9 protein-coding genes, 1 tRNA gene and 5 pseudogenes are annotated in these 19,026 nt (G+C 39.9%); 7 read left to right on the top strand and 8 right to left on the bottom strand.

Annotated features, from left to right (window positions below; genetic code table 11):
- Nucleotide 1: 1 nt before the first annotated feature.
- Nucleotides 2-745, top strand: coding sequence for an ABC transporter ATP-binding protein (locus tag NXX38_RS18660; protein ID WP_195650127.1), 744 nt, complete (start codon nucleotides 2-4; stop codon nucleotides 743-745).
- Nucleotides 738-1,694 (top strand): ABC transporter permease, encoded by a 957-nt coding sequence (locus NXX38_RS18655; RefSeq protein WP_004295992.1) that lies wholly within the window; start codon nucleotides 738-740, stop codon nucleotides 1,692-1,694. The genes NXX38_RS18660 and NXX38_RS18655 overlap by 8 nt, the downstream gene beginning before the upstream one ends.
- A 130-nt stretch (nucleotides 1,695-1,824) precedes the next feature.
- On the opposite strand, the pseudogene NXX38_RS18650 reads toward NXX38_RS18655, so the two are convergent.
- The 5 genes and pseudogenes from NXX38_RS18650 to NXX38_RS18630 all read right to left on the bottom strand — a co-directional run bounded on the left by NXX38_RS18650 (nucleotide 1,825) and on the right by NXX38_RS18630 (nucleotide 6,240).
- Nucleotides 1,825-3,095 (bottom strand): annotated as a pseudogene (locus tag NXX38_RS18650) (sensor histidine kinase).
- Nucleotides 3,096-3,116: 21 nt separating this feature from the next.
- On the bottom strand, nucleotides 3,117-3,794 hold the full coding sequence (locus NXX38_RS18645; RefSeq protein ID WP_148366705.1) for a response regulator transcription factor: 678 nt from the start codon (nucleotides 3,792-3,794) through the stop codon (nucleotides 3,117-3,119).
- A 140-nt stretch (nucleotides 3,795-3,934) separates the two neighbouring features.
- On the bottom strand, nucleotides 3,935-5,428 hold the full coding sequence (gene proS / locus NXX38_RS18640; protein ID WP_195650126.1) for a proline--tRNA ligase: 1,494 nt from the start codon (nucleotides 5,426-5,428) through the stop codon (nucleotides 3,935-3,937).
- A gap of 170 nt (nucleotides 5,429-5,598) precedes the next feature.
- On the bottom strand, nucleotides 5,599-6,027 hold the full coding sequence (locus NXX38_RS18635; RefSeq protein ID WP_148366706.1) for a DUF2867 domain-containing protein: 429 nt from the start codon (nucleotides 6,025-6,027) through the stop codon (nucleotides 5,599-5,601).
- Nucleotides 6,028-6,167: 140 nt separating this feature from the next.
- Nucleotides 6,168-6,240 (bottom strand) — tRNA-Gly (locus NXX38_RS18630).
- 777 nt (nucleotides 6,241-7,017) lie between these two features.
- Between NXX38_RS18630 and NXX38_RS18625 the strand changes: the two are divergent.
- From NXX38_RS18625 to NXX38_RS18605, 5 genes and pseudogenes are all read left to right on the top strand, one after another.
- Nucleotides 7,018-8,431: pseudogene (locus NXX38_RS18625) on the top strand (TolC family protein).
- Nucleotides 8,432-8,437: 6 nt separating this feature from the next.
- Complete coding sequence (locus tag NXX38_RS18620; RefSeq protein WP_148366708.1) at nucleotides 8,438-9,424, top strand: HlyD family secretion protein; 987 nt, start codon at nucleotides 8,438-8,440, stop codon at nucleotides 9,422-9,424.
- 22 nt (nucleotides 9,425-9,446) lie between these two features.
- Nucleotides 9,447-10,632, top strand: a pseudogene (locus tag NXX38_RS18615) (ABC transporter permease).
- Nucleotides 10,616-11,801, top strand: a pseudogene (locus NXX38_RS18610) (ABC transporter permease). The pseudogenes NXX38_RS18615 and NXX38_RS18610 overlap by 17 nt, the downstream one beginning before the upstream one ends.
- 229 nt (nucleotides 11,802-12,030) lie before the next feature.
- Nucleotides 12,031-16,024: pseudogene (locus NXX38_RS18605) on the top strand (two-component regulator propeller domain-containing protein).
- A 131-nt stretch (nucleotides 16,025-16,155) separates the two neighbouring features.
- On the opposite strand, the gene NXX38_RS18600 reads toward NXX38_RS18605, so the two are convergent.
- Genes NXX38_RS18600 through NXX38_RS18590 form a run of 3 tightly spaced genes read right to left on the bottom strand, consistent with a single transcriptional unit; the run spans nucleotide 16,156 to nucleotide 19,021 of the window.
- Nucleotides 16,156-16,668, bottom strand: coding sequence for an ECF transporter S component (locus tag NXX38_RS18600; protein ID WP_195650122.1), 513 nt, complete (start codon nucleotides 16,666-16,668; stop codon nucleotides 16,156-16,158).
- Between the two features lie 13 nt (nucleotides 16,669-16,681).
- Nucleotides 16,682-18,571 carry a TonB-dependent receptor gene (locus tag NXX38_RS18595; RefSeq protein WP_258980653.1) on the bottom strand — a complete coding sequence of 630 codons (1,890 nt, stop codon included), beginning with the start codon at nucleotides 18,569-18,571 and terminating at the stop codon, nucleotides 16,682-16,684.
- Nucleotides 18,572-18,601: 30 nt separating this feature from the next.
- Nucleotides 18,602-19,021, bottom strand: coding sequence for a DUF1893 domain-containing protein (locus tag NXX38_RS18590; protein ID WP_148366713.1), 420 nt, complete (start codon nucleotides 19,019-19,021; stop codon nucleotides 18,602-18,604).
- Nucleotides 19,022-19,026 lie beyond the last annotated feature (5 nt).

Here is a 19,026-nt window from a genome sequence, read left to right as displayed (position 1 = left end):
TATGGGCGAACAAGTGATCGTACTTACCGATTTGACCAAGCAATACGGTAATTTCACTGCTGTAGATCATATTCGCCTGAATATCCGGAAAGGAGAAATCTTCGGATTGCTGGGACCGAATGGTGCTGGAAAATCAACTACTATCTTAATGATGTTGGGATTGACAGAGCCTACTTCGGGAACAGTTGAAATTTGTGGAATCAATTCTACTACACACCCCATTGAAGTAAAAAGGAAAATTGGGTATTTGCCAGAAGATGTAGGATTCTATGATGATATGACTGGACCGGAGAATTTGATCTATACAGCGCGATTAAATGGTATTGCTGATAAAGAGGCAAAAACTAAGGCTATGGAACTGATGAAGCGGGTAGGTCTTGAAGATCAGTTAGCCAAAAAGACCGGGAAATATTCTCGTGGTATGAGACAGCGGTTGGGATTGGCTGATGTACTTATTAAAAATCCGGAGATTATAATTCTCGATGAGCCGACTTCAGGGATTGACCCTGCAGGTGTTCAGGAATTTATCGAACTGATTCGCTGGTTGAGTAAAGAAGAAGGACTGACTGTGCTTTTCTCTTCCCATCATCTGGATCAGGTACAGAAAGTGTGCGACCGGGTAGGTTTGTTCAGTAATGGCCAATTACTTGCTTTGATCGATATGGCAGAATTGAAAGATAAGAAGCAGGAATTATCTGATATTTATAACCATTATTTTGAGGAAGGAGGAGAAAGGCATGAATAAAGTCAATCATCCTTTTTGGGTTATCGTCAACAAGGAAATTTCCGATCATGTCAAAAGTTGGCGTTTTATTATATTAATAGGTATTATAGCACTTACCTGTATGGGGTCGCTATATACGGCACTCACCAATATTAGTGAAGCCATCAAACCTAATGATCCGGACGGTTCGTTTCTTTTCTTGAAGTTGTTTACGGTTTCAGATGGGACTCTCCCCTCTTTTGTGCTGTTTATTAACTTCTTAGGGCCTCTATTGGGAATCGCTTTGGGATTTGATGCAGTCAATTCCGAACAAAATAAAGGAACATTGAGCCGTATGCTGTCCCAGCCTATTCATCGCGATTGCATTATCAATGCGAAGTTTGTGGCTGCTCTGATTGTGATAGGTATCATGTTGTTTGTATTGGGCTTTCTGGTGATGGGATGTGGACTGATTGCTATTGGCATTCCTCCCACGGCAGAAGAGTTTTGGAGAATTGTTTTCTTCATCATTACCAGTATCTTTTATGTAGCATTCTGGTTGAATCTGGCTATTCTGTTTTCACTCCGTTTCCGTCAGGCAGCGACTTCCGCATTAGCATCTGTGGCTGTTTGGTTGTTTTTTAGCGTATTCTATACCATGATTGTTAATTTGGTGGCTAAAGGGTTGAGTCCGTCACAGATGGCATCACCTTATCAGATTATCAGTTATCAGAAGTTTATTCTAGGGTTGATGCGTTTGGCGCCAAGTGAACTGTTTAATGAAGCTACCACCACATTACTGATGCCTTCTGTCAGAAGTTTGGGACCATTGACTATGGAACAGGTACAGGGAGCTATCCCTAGTCCGCTCCCATTGGGACAAAGTCTTTTAGTTGTATGGCCGCAGCTGACCGGATTGATTGCGGCAACGGTTATTTGCTTCGCTATTTCTTATATCATGTTTATGAGGAGAGAAATACGCTCCAGATAACTGATTCATCATAAAAAGACAAAGGACACGGAGAAACAGGTGAATGGATATACCTGACAAATTGGTTTATGATAACCGACAGGTCGTTCACTTTAAATCCGTGTCCTTTGTGTTTTCCGGGTGAATCTTATCATTGGGAAATCTCGAAGCAATGTTCATTCTGCTCGAAGTAATAATTTATATTCAGATGTTGCAAACGACAGATGGAATCGGCTATAGCTAATCCCAGCCCTGTAGATCCTTCCTTTTTGCTACCCTGATAGAAACGTTCGAAGATATGTTCCTTGTCCAGCGGATGCTCCACCCCCGAATTTCGGAAAGTAATACCGTTCTTAGTAACGGTGATTCGGATATGTCCCCCGTCAATATTATGTACAAATGCATTTTTCAGGAGGTTAGTGAGTAAAGCAACAGCCAGAGATTCGTTCATTGTCACCTTGAAAACACCTTGTTCATCTATCGTGACTTCTATGTTGCGATAATCATAAACTTCTTCGTAATCTTGCAGATATTGTTTGAGAAGTACATTGAATTCCAATTCTTTGGTATCGGTAAACTGGCCATTATCAATTTTGGAAAGCAATAATAGAGACTTGTTTAATTTAGTGATGTATTCTAAAGTCTGATGCGTTTTCATCAGTTCTTCCAGTTGTTTTTCTGATAGCGAATCATCTTCCATCAACATTTCCAATCGGTTACGGCAAATAGCAAGTGGAGTTTGTATCTCGTGTGAAGCATTTCCGATGAACTGTTTTTGTTGTTCGAACATTTGCTCCGTACGTTCTACATAACGGATGGCAGCCTCATTTAATTTCCGGAATTCCGTGATTTGAGTATTGTTACTCAAAGGTTTATTCCTTTTCCCTGTTTGATAACCGTCCAGCCAGTGCAGAAGTACATAGAGCGGTCGCATATTCCGGTAAAATACCCATACGGAAATAATAATAATGCAGAATAATAAAGCTACATATAGAAATATTATCCACACCTGGATAGCATCTCTCAAATCATCTTTTTCAATACTGGGGGTCGATACTGTCAGTTCGTGGTATCGTCCTTCATCGTCTTTAAAGATAGTAGTAAGAATACGTGCCGGCTCGGTTTCTCCTTTCTCTTCAATATATACCATAGAGTCTTTATACTGAATATCGTCCTGACTTTCCGCATATTCTTTGCTCACTTCCATCATATAATATTGATTGTTGGAACCGTTAGTTTTAGACGGTAGCTCCTCTCCTGCCAATGCCCGGATAATGATGGTTTCCGAATAATCTTCCAAAGCGTCATCCACTTCATCGTTGACTTCATCGATCATCGTAACGTAAAAAAGATAGCCCAAACCGTCAGTATAAGGGTCAGAGCAAGTGTAATACGAAGAATGATGTAATATATTAATTTCATGGACAATAATCTCTTTCTTTTTTATTCTACCACCATTTTATATCCAAATCCATAGACCGCTTTAATTTCAATCGTTGCACCCGAATCTTTGAGCTTTTTGCGAAGATTCTTGATCTGTGCATATATGAAATCAAAATTATCAACCTGATCGATATGATCTCCCCATACAGATTCGGCTAAGGTATTTTTATTGATTAATCTTCCGGGGCGGTTGATGAAATATAATAGGATATCATACTCTTTTCTATTTAGTTCCACTTCCAGATCATTCACAAAGACACGATACTTATCCGGTTCTATCCGTACATTGCCCTGGCGGATATCAATCTCTCCATCGTGCTGATGACGGCGGATCACGCTTTTAATACGTGCATTTAATTCAACCAGATGAAAGGGTTTCGGCAAATAATCATCAGCTCCGAGTTCTAATCCCAAGACTTTGTCTTCCAGGGAGTCTTTGGCGGAAATAATAATCACATTTTCCCGTTTATGGAGTGCTTTCAATCGTTCGAGAAGATCAAGTCCGCTTCCGTCCGGCAGCATGATGTCCAATAAGATACAATCATAGTTGTAATCTTCAATTTTGCGTAGAGCAGAATTGAAGTCACCGGCTGTTTCTACCACGTAACGTTCTTTTTCAAGTGAACATTGAATCAGTTCTCTCAAAGAGGGTTCGTCTTCTACAATCAATATCTTCATAATTTTGTTCTCCTTTCTTTTTTTACATACTGCAAAGAAAAGGGATATTTCTGAAATAAAACTGAAATGGAAGGAAAAAAGAAAAGGATGAAAACGATTCAATCGCTTTCATCCTTTTTATAATGATATACAATTTCTATTTAATAAGAACGTGCAAATATGACGCGGCAAGCAGATGGTTTACCTGTAACCATACATTTACCCGGTTCTTTGTCGCCCGGAACAAATGAATCGAACGGAATACAACGAATAGTTGCTTTGGTTTCTTCCTTAATCTTTTCTTCTGTTTCAGTGGTTCCGTCCCAATGAGCCAGAATAAATCCGCCTTCTTCGATTTTTTCTTTAAATTCGTCGTAGGTATCTACTGTTGTTATCTTGGAATTACGGTAATCCAATGCTTTTTTGTAGATATTAGCCTGCATTTCTTCAAGCAGGTTCTGAACGTATGTTTCAATGCCTTCACAGGTAACTGTTTCTTTTTCCAGTGTATCACGGCGCATCACTTCCATCGTGTTGTTTTCAAGATCGCGACCACCCATAACCAAACGAACAGGTACACCCTTCAATTCATAATCAGCGAATTTGAAGCCCGGGCGTTTGTTATCCGCATTATCATATTTCACAGAGATACCCAGTGCTTTCAACTTAGCTACAATGCCTTCTACTTTAGCATTAATTTGTTTCAGTTGTTCGTCATTCTTATAGATAGGAACGATTACTACCTGAATCGGAGCCAAATGTGGAGGTAATACCAATCCGTTGTCATCCGAGTGAGTCATAATCAATGCACCCATCAAACGAGTAGAAACACCCCATGAAGTAGCCCAAACATACTCCATCTTGTTTTCCTTGTTAACGAACTGAACATCGAATGCCTTTGCAAAGTTTTGTCCCAGGAAGTGGGAAGTACCACTTTGCAATGCTTTTCCGTCCTGCATCATGGCTTCTATTGTGTAAGTGTCAAGTGCACCTGCGAAACGTTCATTGGCTGATTTCACTCCCTTTACAACAGGAACAGCCATATATTTTTCTGCAAATTCACCATATACATTCAACATTCTGATTGCTTCTTCCTCTGCTTCTTCACGGGTAGCATGAGCGGTATGTCCCTCTTGCCACAGGAATTCGGCAGTACGCAGGAAAAGACGGGTACGCATTTCCCAACGGAAAACGTTCGCCCATTGGTTACAGAGAATAGGCAGGTCACGGTATGACTGAATCCAGTTCTTATAAGTATTCCAGATGATTGTTTCTGATGTTGGACGGATAATTAATTCCTCTTCCAATTTAGCTGCAGGATCTACTACAACTCCTGAACCGTCTTCTGCATTCTTCAAGCGATAATGTGTTACTACGGCACACTCTTTCGCAAACCCTTCTACGTGTTCTGCTTCGCGGCTTAAGAATGATTTCGGGATTAATAGCGGGAAGTATGCATTTACGTGTCCTGTTTCCTTGAACATGTCGTCCAATTGACGTTGCATTTTCTCCCAGATAGCGTATCCGTAAGGCTTGATCACCATACATCCGCGCACAGCAGACTGTTCTGCCAAATCAGCTTTTACCACCAAATCGTTATACCACTGTGAGTAGTTTTCACTACGTTTGGTAAGGTCTTTCAGTTCTTTTGCCATTATATTTTTCTATTTAAAGTTTTCTTGAGTGTTAAAACAGGGTGCAAAAATACGAAAAATGCATGAACTGCCCTATTCTTCATGCATTAATTTTCTAAAGTCATGTGCTTCCATATTACATATCTCATTTTTCATATTCGTTATATGGTTGCATCCCCGACTATGTTTGTTCAGCATAGTGCCTTTTTGAGAACTAAAGGCACTATAACCCGATGAAAAGGTTTTATACAAAAGAAATAAGCTTTTCCTACCCAATTATGGTATTTTACTAATGTGGTAACCTCAATCATTTGTTTTCCTGTTTCCAATGGTGTAATGAGAATATCGACATAAAACAATAAATGTTTATCGTCTTTTCTCATAATTGCTTCTTGCTTGTCTTCCTCTATAATAAGTTCTTCACTTTCAATAGCTTTAGTTTCTATACCGAAAGGTTTGACTAAACAGGCCCTTATTGCATACAACATTCGGAGCCAAGCGGGGTTATGAGCAAAGACTTTTAAAATAATATCTTTAGGAGACAGATGGTTTTCTGTAACTTCTATGGAAAAACTGTCACTGTAATCTACGGGGAGATATTTCTCTATTTTCTTAGCCATATTGGTTATTCAATTAGGGTTATTTTACAATATGTTCAGTTTAGGTTTACTCCGATAATAGGTAAAACCATGGAAAAAGGAGGCTTGAAAAATAAAAAAATCAGGCAGTTTATTTAAGATAACCACCTGATTTTCAAAAGAGCGGTAAACGAGGCTCGAACTCGCGACCCCCAGCTTGGGAAGCTAGTGCTCTACCAACTGAGCTATTACCGCATGCTTACTGCATTTCTCGACTCAAAAGCCTTATGAAATGGTGATGCAAAGGTAAACATAATTTTTATATCTCAAATAAAATCGCAGAAATTTTAATGCAAGAAAAAAGTGAAATCAAAGTCTCTTCAACTCTTTTGTGTTGATGAAAAAACAACCGGATATGAAAAAACGCATATTAGTGACCCGCATAATTAAAAATATACAGACTGACGATAGTCCCTATAGGAAAAACTCCAGGATTTCTGGTTAATAAGATTCAGACACAAACTAATTTAGTGGATAATCTATCAATAGGTTCTAACTAGAGAACAAATATTGAATATGTGAGACTAAAGTTGCTTATATTGTTTCAAATGGATAGTTTCAGTCTCTAGTAAAATAAATAAGATTTAGAAACCAACGGGTGCTTTATGAGCTGTTTGGGAGCTTGCTTTTAAAGGGAGAACACGCTTCTCACTGACCAACGACTGGTTCCATTTAAAGGAACGGAGCTTTTCATTTAAAGAAACGACTCCAATATGCATTTATATTTTGTATATTCAAGTAGTTTATATCCATTAATAACACGTATATTGTATATACTTGCATTATTTTATGCATCATTTTTTCTATCTGATCGAAATGACACAAGCGTGATTCAAAGAGAAGATGAAAAATAGAACATCTTATAAAAAAGCGTTGAAAACTCCTTTTGTTGTATCGCTATATTCTTTCTAATGAACAAACCCCTCTTTTCATCTGTTAGAATATCTCAAATTCAGATATAACCTAACCAGTATGAAAAAAAATAAGCGACTTTTTATACTATTGACTTTGTATTTTTCCATCGGTCAGATAGATGCACAGACACCATTGAGTTTCGAAGAATCACTGCATCTGTTGAATCAAGGAAATCAGAGTCTGAAAATAGCAGATAAGAGTATTGAGATTGCAAAGGCAGAACGTGATAAGCTGAATGCTTTCTGGTATCCCAGTCTTCAGTCTACAGGTGCGTTTGTACACATGTCGGAGAAGATCGAAGTCAAACAGCCTTTGTCGCAGTTTACCGATCCGGCTAAGGACTTTGTACATTCCATTATTCCGGATGACCAGATTATTTCATCTATATTGGATCAAATTGGGGCAAATACCCTTATATTTCCTTTGACTCCAAGAAATCTGACAACTGTCGATTTATCAGCCGAGTGGGTACTTTTTTCCGGCGGTAAGCGTTTTCGTGCCACCAACATCGGAAGAACGATGGTCGACTTGGCACGGGAAAGTCGGGCACAGGTATCGGCCAATCAGCAAAGTTTATTGGTTGAAAGTTATTATGGGCTTCGATTGGCACAACAAATTGTGACTGTCCGTGAAGAAACTTACAACGGATTGAAGAAACATTATGAAAATGCCTTGAAATTAGAGGCGGCAGGAATGATTGACAAGGCAGGCAGGCTTTTTGCCCAGGTAAATATGGATGGAAGCCAAACGTGCCTTGGAAGCTGCGCGAAAAGAAGAAACAGTAGTGCAAAGTGCCTTAAAAGTCTTGCTGAATAAAAAGGATACAGATGCCAACATCACTCCTACCTCTCCCCTTTTTATGAATGATTCATTGCCACCTAAAATGCTATTCGATCTTTCTGTAAACAGCGGGAACTATACACTCAACCAATTACAGTTGCAGCAGCATATTGCCAAACAAGAAGTGCGGATTGCTCAGAGCGGCTATTTGCCGAATATAGCCCTTTTCGGAAAGCAGACCTTGTATTCGCATGGTATTCAGAGTAATTTATTACCGCGTACCATGGTAGGTATTGGTTTTACATGGAACCTCTTTGACGGGCTGGATCGTGAAAAAAGAGTGCGGCAATCGAAATTAACGGAACAAACTCTGGCTTTAGGACAGATGAAAGCCCGTGATGATCTGGCTGTTGGGGTAGATAAACTTTACACGCAGTTGGAAAAGGCACAGGATAATGTAAAAGCTTTAAATGCAACGATTGCTTTAAGTGAAGAATTGGTACGCATCCGAAAGAAATCATTTACAGAAGGAATGGCAACTTCTACCGAAGTTATTGATGCTGAAACCATGCTTGCCAGTGTAAAAGTGGCTCGTCTGGCAGCATATTATGAATATGATGTGGCACTTATGAATCTACTCTCGCTTTGTGGCACACCGGAACAATTTGCAAACTATCAACCTAAACCGTAACAAACAATGAAACCAACTAGTAGAACCCTATCATGGGCTTTTGTCATCATTCTTCTGGCTGTCGGTATTTTCACCGGCCTGGGAGTTATAATCATGCATAAACAGCCGCTGGTCTTGCAAGGACAAGCTGAAGCAACTGAAATCCGTATCAGTGGGAAACTTCCCGGCCGTATCGACACTTTCTTCGTTCAGGAGGGAGATTGGGTACATCAGGGAGATACTCTTGTTGTCATTAATAGCCCTGAAGTACATGCCAAGTATCAACAAGTGAATGCCTTGGAACAGGTAGCAGTGCAACAGAACAAGAAAATAGATGCCGGAACCCGTCGTCAGATTGTAGCTACTGCACTTCAATTATGGAACAAAACGAAGAGCGATCTTACTCTCGCCCAGACAACCTACAACCGTATTCTTACTTTATATAAGGACAGTGTCGTTACTTCTCAAAGAAAAGATGAAGTAGAAGCTATGTATAAAGCGGCTGTAGCAGCCGAACGCGCTGCCTATGAACAGTATCAGATGGCTGTAGATGGTGCACAAAAGGAAGATAAAGCGTCTGCTGCCAGCATGGTCGATGCTGCCCGAAGCACAGTGGATGAAGTCTCGGCTCTGCTGGTAGACGCCCGGTTGACCGCTCCGGAAAACGGACAGATAGCAACGATCTTCCCTAAACGTGGAGAGTTGGTTGCACCGGGAACTCCCATTATGAATTTGGTGGTGATGGATGATATACATGTTGTTCTTAACGTGCGGGAAGATCTGATGCCGCAATTTAAAATGGACGGAACATTCGTTGCGGACGTGCCTGCTATCGGTAAAGAAAATATTGAATTTAAAATCTATTATATTAGTCCGTTAGGCAGTTTTGCTACCTGGAAATCAACCAAGCAAACCGGAAGCTATGACTTACGTACCTTTGAGATTCATGCCCGTCCAACCCAAAAGGTGGATGACTTGCGTCCCGGTATGTCCGTGTTATTGACTTTAGATTAATAGACATCAAATAAACCAGAGAATGGATGAATCACAAACATATTCCCCTTTTCGTTCCGTACTGCTCAGAGAGTGGCGGCGAATGACTTCGCGGCGCCTTTATTTTGGTGTTTGCATTGTCTTGCCATTGTTCACCCTTTTCTTTATGGCTACGATCTTTGGCAACGGACAGATGGAAAACATTCCTATCGGTATTGTTGATCAGGACAATACTGCTACTTCCCGGACGATAGTCAGGAACATTTCTGCCGTACCAACTTTTAAAGTGACAAAACATTTTGTAAATGAAGCAGCTGCCCGTGGATCTGTGCAAAAAAAAGAGATTTATGGATATCTTTCCATACCTCCCCAATTTGAACAGAATGCGATTACCGGAAAGAATGCAACACTCTCCTACTATTATCATTATGCATTAATGTCGGTAGGTGGTGAGTTGATGGCGGCATTCGAAACTTCTTTAGCTCCGGTGGCTCTTTCTCCTGTGGTGATGCAAGCGATGGCACTCGGAGTAGAGCAGGATCAGATTACCACCTTTTTTATTACCCGTACAGGCTAATAATCATCCGATATATAATCCTAGTCTGGATTATTCGGTATATTTAAGTCAGCCCTTTTTCTTTGTTCTGTTTCAGGTTTTGATTCTGTTGATTACCGTGTATGCGGTTGGCATTGAAATCAAGTTCCGCACAGCAGACGATTGGCTGGCGACTGCCAAAGGCAACATAGTGACAGCTGTTTTAGGTAAATTATTACCTTATACCATTATATATATACTGATAGGATGGCTAGCTAATTACGTCATGTTCGGCATTTTGCATATTCCTTTTCAGGGGAGTTGGTGGCTAATGAATATCATGACTGTGCTTTTCATCATTGCAACACAGGCTTTAGGACTGTTTTTATTCTCGCTGTTTCCGGCAATATCGTTGGTTATAAGTGTAGTTTCTATGGTAGGTTCTCTGGGGGCTACTTTGTCCGGAGTGACCTTTCCGGTTCCCAATATGTATCCGTTGGTGAGGGATGCTTCCCATTTGTTCCCAGTCCGTCATTTTACGGAAATGATGCAAACCATGCTCTATGGAGGCGGTGGGTTTATCCATCTTTGGCCGTCGGCTGTGATACTCTGTATCTTCCCGTTGCTGGCCCTGTCGCTGCTTCCTCATTTAAAACGAGCTATAGAAAGTCATAAGTATGAAAACATTAAGTAAGTTACAACAGTTGTCATTCATCATTCGTCGTGAATTTCTAGCTATCAGTACCAGTTATGCGGTTTTGCTGGTGTTGATGGGAGGAATCTTCGTTTATGGGTTGCTCTACAATTATATGTATGCACCGAATATTGTAACCGATGTACCTGTTGCCGTAGTCGACAATTCGCACAGTGAATTGAGCCGTAATTTTATCCGTTGGCTGGATGCTACTCCCCAGGCAGAGATCTCCAGTCAGGCTATGGATTATCACGAAGCAAAAGAATGGATGAAAGAAGGCAAAGTACAGGGAATACTCTATCTGCCTCATGACTTTGAAGAGCGGGTGTTCCGGGGAGATGAAGCCGTATTTTCCCTTTATGCAACTACTGATGCCTTCCTGTATTTCGAAGCTTTGCAGGGTGCTTCTTCACGTGTCATGCTGGCTATTAATGATAAATACCGGCCAGATGAAGCGGTGTTTCTTCCGCCACAAGGATTGCTTGCCGTAGCTATGGCGAAACCGATCAATGTGGAAGGCACTGCACTCTATAATTATACCGAAGGATATGGTTCCCTATCTTATTCCGGCAGTCATGATGATTATAATTTTCCAGACCTTGCTGATGGTTATTGGTATGGTGACCGGAGAAGAATACAGTAGTAAAGGAATCCGCGCATATACTCCTTTTGGGTATGGCTGGGGAGTTGCCATTCGTATAGTAGCAGGAAAAACGTCTGTGTACTGTGCTCTTTATGCCATCTTTGCCTTTTTTCTATTAGGCTTGCTCCCTCATTTTTTCAGCATACCTAATATTGGAAACGGATTATACATTGTGTTATTATTGATTCCATATTTGATGGCAACTTCTTTCCTGGGATTGGCTGCTTCCAGGTATTTTACGGATTCTGAAGCTCCCCTACTTATGATCGCCTTCTTCTCCGTAGGATTAATCTTTCTTTCCGGGGTTTCCTATCCAATGGAACTAATGCCCTGGTATTGGAAGGTGGCCCATTTCATTTTTCCAGCTGCACCAGGTACGCTTGCTTTTGTGAAACTGAATTCTATGGGAGCCAGTATGGCTGATATCAAACTGGAATATATAACTCTCTGGATACAGGCACTTATTTATTTTACAATAAGTATATGGGTCTATAAGAAGAAACTGGAATCACATTTGATTGGTTAAATTAACAAAAACAAAACATGCGCTAATTATAACATATAGCAAAAGAATACTTTCAGATAAATCAACTTCGCAAGGTGAATAATCAACTTTGGAAATAAAAATGTTTCTAAATAGATGTTTTCTAGTAGAATCTCTCTTATTTCTTTGTATTTGTCATTGCTTTTGTCTAGTTTCGTTAACTGTTATGTTTATATGATCGTTAGAAGTAGTTTAAAAAACAATTGTTTATATGAAATACATTGTATATATTCTTCTCTTTTTTCCTGTTTGGGTTACAGCACAGACATACAAATATATAGGAATAGAAGATGGCTTGAGCAATCGCCGGATATTCAATATTCAGAAAGATGCTCAGGGTTATATGTGGTTCCTTACAAATGAAGGGATGGACCGATACAACGGTAAAGATATAAAACACTATAAATTAAATAAGGAAGGTAATACTTTAGATGCTCCCATACGTCTGGGATGGTTGTATACAGAACCGCATATAGGTATCTGGGTGATTGGCAAACAAGGGAGAATCTTTCAATATGACGCTAATAAAGATGATTTCCGAATGGTATATAGATTACCGGATACTTCTGAAACAATTAGCTGTGGTTATTTGGACCGGAATAATAATATTTGGTTATGTCGCAAGGATACTATATTGCTTTATAATATCAAAGATGCTCGCATATTCCAGTTTTCCAATATATTCCATACTAGTATTACGGCAATAGAACAAGTAGATGAACATCATTTCTTTATAGCAACGGAAACAGGTGTACGGTATGTTAAATTGGAGAATGATATTTTAGAGATTATACCTGTTGAAACATTAGACTATTTCCATGCTCAGGTGAGCGAACTGTATTTTCACCAGCAATTAAAAAAGACTGTTTATCGGTTCATTTGAAAGAGGAGTTTTTGTATATGATACGAATACGCAGGAAATTATACGGCCGGACGCTGACCTCAGTGACGTAAATATTGCTTGTATCAGTCCTTTGAATGAAATGGAACTGTTGATTGCAACCGAAGGGATGGGAGTATATAAAGTTGATGTGAACACTTGTAAACTGGAACATTACATTGTAGCCAACTATCAGAGTTATAATGAAATGAACGGAAATAACATTAATGATGTCTTTGTAGATGAAGAAAAGCGAATATGGCTCGCCAATTATCCCACCGGAATCACAATAATGGATAATCGCTATGAAAATTATCATTGGATGAAGCATTCCATAGGGAATGATCAGTCGCTAGTCAATGATCAGGTACATGCAGTCATTGAAGATGAGGATGGCGATTTATGGTTCGGAACCAGCAATGGCATTAGTCTTTATCATTCAAAAACAGGTAAATGGCATTCGTTCCTAAGTTCTTTTGACCAACAGATCAAAGATAAAAACCATATCTTTATTACTTTATGTGAAGTATCTCCCGGTATCATATGGGCAGGGGGATTCACTTCCGGCATTTATAAAATAAACAAGAATACATTGTCGGTTGAATACTTCTCTCCTTACCTGCTTTCCCACGTCAATATGCGCCCGGATAAGTATATTCGTGATATAGTTAAGGATTCGAGAGGATATATCTGGTCGGGAGGGTACTATAATCTAAAATGTTTTAATCTGGCAACCAACAGTGTCCGTTTATATCCGGGGTTGAATTCTATCACATCTATTGTTGAAAAAGACAAAGACAATATGTGGATCGGAACCGTTGGAGGATTGTATTTATTAAATCGAAATACCGGTGAATATCAGTTTATTGAAATGGAAATAGGAGCTGCTTATATCAATACGCTTTATCAGGCGGATGATGGATTGCTATATATCGGAACAAACGGTGTAGGAGTATTTGTGTACAATCATCAAAATAAAACATTCGAGCACTATTTTTCTGATAATTCCGCATTGGTTTCAAACAGGATATTTACAATACTGCCGGAAATGAACGGACGTATAATGATGAGTACAGAGAATGGAATCACCAGTTTTCATACTAAAGAGAAGATATTTAATAATTGGACCAGAGGAGAAGGATTATTACCTGCCTATTTTAATGCATCTGCAGGAACAGTGCGTCAGAATAAAGGCTTTGTATTTGGAAGTACAGATGGAGTTATTGAACTTCCGGAGAATGTGACGTTTCCCAAATATGAATTCACGAGATTGATATTCAGTGACTTTTATCTTTCTTATCAACCTATTTACCCAGGTGACAAAGGTGCTCTCTTACAGAAAAATATTGATGAAACAGATGTACTGGAACTCGGATATGATGAGAATACTTTTTCGTTCGAGGTTTCTACAATCAATTATGATTCTCCCGAGAATGCATTATATTCTTGGAAGCTGGAAGGATTTTATGAGAAATGGACACTACCGGGAGCTAATAATTTGATTCGTTTCACCAATTTACCTCCGGGCAAATACACCCTTCATGTGCGTGCTGTATCCAAAGAAGAACATGATATTGTTTTTCAGGAACGTAGTATGAAAATTATCATCACACGACCTTTCTGGTCGAGTTGGTGGGCCATTTTATGTTATATCTTGTTTGTAATCGGAGGGTTTTATTTCATTCTACGTGTGATAAATCTAAGAAAACAAAAGAAGGTATCGGATGAAAAAACGCAATTCTTCATTAATACAGCTCATGATATACGTACTCCATTAACTTTGATAAAAGCACCTTTGGAGGAATTGCTGGAAGAAGAGAATCTTACCGACAACGGGATAACCCGTACGAACATTGCATTGAGGAATGTGGAAGTTCTTCTACGACTGGTCAGCAATCTGATTAATTTTGAACGAACGGATGTATATTCCTCTAAAATGAGTGTTTCCGAGTATGAGCTGAATACTTATATGAATGAAATATATGATACATTCTCTTCTTATGCAGCCATTAAGCGCATTGAGTATACATACGAGAGTACTTTCAGCTATATGAATGTATCGTTTGATAAGGAGAAGATGGATTCTATTTTGAAGAATATAATATCGAACTCGCTAAAATATACTCCGGAAAGTGGAAAGGTCAGTATTTCCGTATCTGATACGAATGATTCATGGAAAGTGATCATCAAGGATACAGGTATAGGTATTCCTACCAGTGAACAAAGTAAGTTGTTCAAGCTACATTTTCGCGCCAGCAATGCCATTAACTCCAAAGTGACAGGTAGTGGCATAGGATTAATGCTGGTAGGAAAACTGGTCAGCCTTCATGGTGGTAAGATTAGTGTGGAGAGTGTTGAACATCAAGGAACGACAATCAAAATTGTCTTTCCGAAAAGCAATAAAAACTTTCAAAATACCGGGGAGGAAACACACGCTAAGTTTGAAGCGTTGGCTCCTGTACTCCCCACTCCGAATGTACCTGCAAAGACAACTGTCGTTGTGGATAATCCTAATTCACGACGAATTTTGGTTGTAGAAGACAATGATGAGTTACGCTCTTATCTGGTCAGTTCATTATCTTCCATCTATAATGTGCAAGCTTGCGCCAATGGAAAGGAAGCATTGATTATTATAAAAGAATTTTGGCCGGAACTGGTACTTTCTGATATTATGATGCCGGAGATGAGAGGAGATGAATTGTGTGTCGCTATTAAAAGCGATATTGAGACTTCACATATTCCTGTATTGTTGCTCACAGCTTTAGGAGATGAAAACAATGTTCTTGACGGTCTGTCCATTGGTGCGGACGAATACCTCATCAAACCTTTCAGTGTGAAAATTTTGCGGGCGAATATTGCCAACTTACTGGCAAACCGGGAACTGTTGCGTATGAGATATGCCAATCTGGATATAGAAATGAAATCAATGGTTCCTTCAGCAAACGGTACTAACAGTCTTGATTGGAAGTTTATATCAAATGTAAAGAAAATCGTGGACGAGAATATAAATAACCCTGAATTTACTGTTGATGTGCTCTGTGAATCAAGTGGGATGAGCCGTACCAGTTTTTATTGTAAGTTGAAAGCTTTGACGGGACAGTCTCCGACAGAATTTATCCGGATGATGCGTTTGAAACGTGCTACCGAATTACTGAAAGAGGGTGTATATGCTATTAATGAGATTTCAGACATGGTTGGATTCTCTGAAACTAAGTATTTCCGGGAAGTATTCAAAAAACACTATAAGATGAGTCCGAGCAAATATGCTAAAGAAGGAGGTAATTCCACTACTGCTGATCCGGAAGATGACGATGAAGAAGATTGATAAATAAAAAGCAAATAGATACGTTGTATTTAAAAAAGTTCTCCTCTGTTATAGACACACATAACAGAGGAGAACTTTCTTTTTCAAAGCTTATAACTCTTTTCTGGGAAAAGCGGTTATTGATAAGGAAGTTATTTGCGAATCAAATATCTAATGAATAAATAACCTCCGAATACTTGCAGGCACATTCCGGGTATTGCAATACGGAAATCCTGAATGGCATTGTAGAAATTACCTATATACATCCACTCTCCCAATGTTCCTACAACTTGATAAGTAAGTACCACGCCAACCAATACCGGAATAGAAATACGTCCGAAGCGTTGTGCGGCCCAGCCGGCAGCAATGGCAAGCAACACGGACTTTAATAAAATAGCAGGTAGTACCGCCGGTATCGGCATGCCAAAAAGTAAGGAATTGATAATGGGGGAAAGAACAGCAGTCAGTAGACCGACTTTCCACCCGTACTTATAAGCTCCGATCAGTGTGAAGAAATAGATAGGCAGCCAGGTTATTCCTCCTTGCGGTATGAGATGAAAAAATTGGGGAAAAAGGATGTTTCCAACGATGAATAACGAGGCTGTCAGATAAGTTCTCACATTGCCGTAATTCAGCGAATAGAGTTTTACAGTAGTTGATTCCATATCATTTTATTATTTAAAAGTTCAAATTAATACCACCCATAAACGTAGCTTTGGGCATGGGATAACCTGCATTTATTTCATAACGCTGTGCCAGCAGGTTTTCTCCCTTTATGAATAGGTTAGCGAAACGGCAGATACGATAATTTCCACGAAGATTCCATAAAACAAAATGGTCTTGTTGCTCGCTACCCTTTACAACAGAAGTATAAAGTCCTTTCACATATTGTACTCCTGTCGATACACTCCAACGCCCGGAAGTATAATCCACCCCTGCATACAATTTATGTTCGGGGGCAGCAAGAACGGGATTCTCCATGTGCAACCAGCTATAATTGGCGTTCACATTCCAGTGTGAATTGATATGGTAGCCCATATTCGTTTCAATTCCCCAGTTCTCTATCTCTCCGGAATTGATATTCAATGGAGGCACGAGTCCGTTTGACATAATCAGATTGTCGCCATTAATATAGTAAAGGCTGACTCCGTAGGACAATGCCCCTTCCAGCAGACGTTGTGAGTAGGAAAGTTCATAGTTGATTAGTTTTTCCGGTTTCAATTCCGGGTTGGCAGGAGGAAACATATACATCTCACGAATGGTCGGATTACGGTATCCTTTGCTGACCATTGCTTTAAGTTCTGCATTCTTGGGTAAATGAAAAGCCAGTCCGCCTTGTGGAATCCATTCTGTACCTACGTGTGAATGGTGGTCTACACGAATACCTGCGTCCAGTGAGAACCAATTGCTGATATCCTGACGGAAATCAATGTATCCGGCAAACTCATCCATTTGCTTGTCTACTCCCGGAGTATGTTCACCCGTAGCCAGTACTTTGTTCCATGATTCACCTCCGAAGTGCTGATAATCAAATCCTACGGTTAAACGATTACCGGTAAAGAAAGTAGTACTCTGATACCATGAAACACCCAGCATTTTGTCTTTAGAATTGAAATGTGATTTTTGCGGTTCTTTTCCTATCTGATAGCCATCGTTGATTTTATGCCGTCCCCAGTTATAGAAAAAGCTCAAACCTCCTGAAGTCTTTTCATAACGATTTTCCAAAGCAAATGATGTCATTCCACGGGTGATACGGGAATCGTTGTCGATCAATGGTACTTGGATAGTTCCCGGATTGGAAGCATTAAAATGAGTCACGTTTACATCTCCCCATACTTTCCAAAAAGAGTTGAGCTCATAGCCTAGCTTTGCATATCCACCATATTGCTCAAATCCCATATCGGGACGATGTCCATCTGTACGATTATATGATCCGGTTACGACGCTGCTGAAACGTCCCTTCTTGACACGGTTGGAAAATTCAGTCTGCAACGTGTTATATGAACCGTACCCAACTTGCACATTTGTTTTCACACCTTCTTCCTGTTGCCGACGGGTAACAATATTAATCACACCACCCATGGCATTCGAACCATAAAGTACAGATGCGGGACCTCGCAAAACTTCCACTTTCTCTGCCATCATAGATTGATAAGCGTCTGCTATCGGATGTCCCATCAAGCCCATATACTGTGGATGACCATCAATCAACACCAATAATCCCGCTGTCGGACTACCACCGATACCACGCAAGCTCATACCACCTGCAGCTCCGGTAGATACGCCATATCCCATGATACCACGACTGGTAGTAAATAATCCCGGCACCTGCTCCGTCAATAACGGCAACAGCGAAGACTCATATCTTTTCTCAATCTGTTGCCTGCCGACTACGGAAATCGTCATTGGAAGATGTCGTACATCTGTTTCATTACGTGTTCCGGTAACTACAACTTCATCAATCATATAATTTCTTCCGGCTTGTATGCTATCCTTTTTAGTCTGTGCCATTCCCGAGATGGAAAGCAAGCTACCGAACAGGAATAAACAAGCTGTATTTCTTCTCATACTTTATTGCGTGTTTCAAGTTTCTTCTTTTTACTTTTTATTTCTGATCTTTTCCAGGAAATCGCGGATCAGTGGTAATATTTCTTCTGCTGATTCCGCTTCGCTACACATTGTTTCTACAGGACATCCTCCTGTATGGTTACGGTTCCAGATAAAAGGTACTTTCTCTGTAAAATCAACTTTTATATCTGATTTCTGAAGTAACTCCAAAGCTTTGGTACTGATAATATCGGTATATAACTCTTTGATACCTCCCAGAATCATCAGGGCGGCAGCTCCCTTTCCGACTACCTTATCAGCAATCGAAGCTCCTTTAAGAAACTCCGGTTCCAGGGTCAGTAAATCATAGATATCGGCCACACCACGTTGAGTGAAAGTGCGGATTTCTCCTTTGTTGGCAATAGTACAGGAATATCCTCCTGTATGTAGTAAATTGATTAATTCTTCCATCTTTT

The sequence above is a fragment of the Bacteroides sp. BFG-637 genome (assembly GCF_024793605.1).
Lineage (GTDB): Bacteria > Bacteroidota > Bacteroidia > Bacteroidales > Bacteroidaceae > Bacteroides > Bacteroides vicugnae.
Note: the sequence above shows the minus strand (reverse complement) of the source record. Positions and strands in the feature narration are given on the sequence as shown.

What these genes read in the sequence shown, in the direction of transcription:
- NXX38_RS18635 (WP_148366706.1), bottom strand. Translation starts at nt 6,027, where the DNA reads ATGGCTAAGAAAATAGAGAAATATCTCCCCGTAGATTACAGTGACAGT.
- NXX38_RS18600 (WP_195650122.1), bottom strand. Translation starts at nt 16,668, where the DNA reads ATGGAATCAACTACTGTAAAACTCTATTCGCTGAATTACGGCAATGTG.
- NXX38_RS18645 (WP_148366705.1), bottom strand. Translation starts at nt 3,794, where the DNA reads ATGAAGATATTGATTGTAGAAGACGAACCCTCTTTGAGAGAACTGATT.
- NXX38_RS18620 (WP_148366708.1), top strand. Translation starts at nt 8,438, where the DNA reads ATGAAACCAACTAGTAGAACCCTATCATGGGCTTTTGTCATCATTCTT.
- NXX38_RS18595 (WP_258980653.1), bottom strand. Translation starts at nt 18,571, where the DNA reads ATGAGAAGAAATACAGCTTGTTTATTCCTGTTCGGTAGCTTGCTTTCC.
- NXX38_RS18660 (WP_195650127.1), top strand. Translation starts at nt 2, where the DNA reads ATGGGCGAACAAGTGATCGTACTTACCGATTTGACCAAGCAATACGGT.
- NXX38_RS18590 (WP_148366713.1), bottom strand. Translation starts at nt 19,021, where the DNA reads ATGGAAGAATTAATCAATTTACTACATACAGGAGGATATTCCTGTACT.
- proS (WP_195650126.1), bottom strand. Translation starts at nt 5,428, where the DNA reads ATGGCAAAAGAACTGAAAGACCTTACCAAACGTAGTGAAAACTACTCA.
- NXX38_RS18655 (WP_004295992.1), top strand. Translation starts at nt 738, where the DNA reads ATGAATAAAGTCAATCATCCTTTTTGGGTTATCGTCAACAAGGAAATT.